The organism is Capnocytophaga genosp. AHN8471 (assembly GCF_016806945.1).
Taxonomy (GTDB): domain Bacteria; phylum Bacteroidota; class Bacteroidia; order Flavobacteriales; family Flavobacteriaceae; genus Capnocytophaga; species Capnocytophaga periodontitidis.
This window is the reverse complement of the sequence record NZ_JAESPJ010000048.1, coordinates 1-1,008: the sequence shown is the minus strand read 5'-3', so window position 1 is coordinate 1,008 and position 1,008 is coordinate 1. Positions and strand designations below refer to the sequence as shown.

The window sequence follows — 1,008 nt, the reverse complement described above, 5'->3', positions numbered from 1 at the left end:
TCCATATATGTTTTATTTTATCAAATTCAAAATATAGCTTGTCAGCCTCTCTATTTTTTCCTGTCTCTAAATTAATAGAAGAGTCGTTGTTTAATATACCTAATATTTTTTCAAAACTCCATTTACCAAATTTTCTCTCTTCATCTATTTGTTCCAATTTTCCATTTTCATCATAATAACACCATGTTCCAATCATAGTATTTCCTCCCATCCCAGCATATTTTCCATACTTTCGTAGTTTCCCATTAGGGTAGTAATAATACATATACCTATAATAAGCTGGTTTTTTGGGGATTACTATGTAGTATATGTTTTCTCCTCCAAAGTCTACCCCTTTAAATAAATTACCATCTTTTGCTTTATAGAAATGAGGATTTCCGATTTCCTTATCATATCCCTCATAGTTTCTATTGTGTAATTCAAAATCAAAATATTCAAACATAACTCTATCGTTTAAACATTCAGCTTTATTGTTATTATTAATTGTTTTGCATTGTAAAATCTGAAGGTCTTGGTACTCTTCCTCACTTATTGATATACTATTTTTTCTTTTACGTTTATTCTCTTTGCTGTTTTTCAAAGGAGGCAGTGTAGGCATATCCTTAGCTTTTTCGTTATAACGTTCGTACTCTTTACGAGTGTACTTTCCTGTTTTGCAGTTAAATATATATTCGTAATAAGTATCTATCAATATATCTATTCTTTCTTTAAAAACGATAACAGCTACCTCTCTATTATTATTTTTAAATTCAATATATAATTTATTCCAATCCCTATTTTTACCTGTGTAGAGATCAATAACGCCATCTTTATGCAATACCTCTAAAATAGCATTAAATGTCCATTTACCTAATTTTGCTTCTTCATTCACTTGAGTTTCTTTGCCTTTCTCATCAAAGTAATGCCAAACACCTATTTTTACTACCTGCATACCTGCGTATTTACCATAGGCTTTAAGATTACCATTTTCATAATAATCATAAAAGTAATGGTAATAGGCTGGTAGGG

1 pseudogene is annotated in these 1,008 nt (G+C 29.7%); it reads right to left on the bottom strand.

The window, feature by feature from the left end:
- Positions 1-1,008 (bottom strand): annotated as a pseudogene (locus tag JMN12_RS15440) (hypothetical protein); the annotation flags it as partial.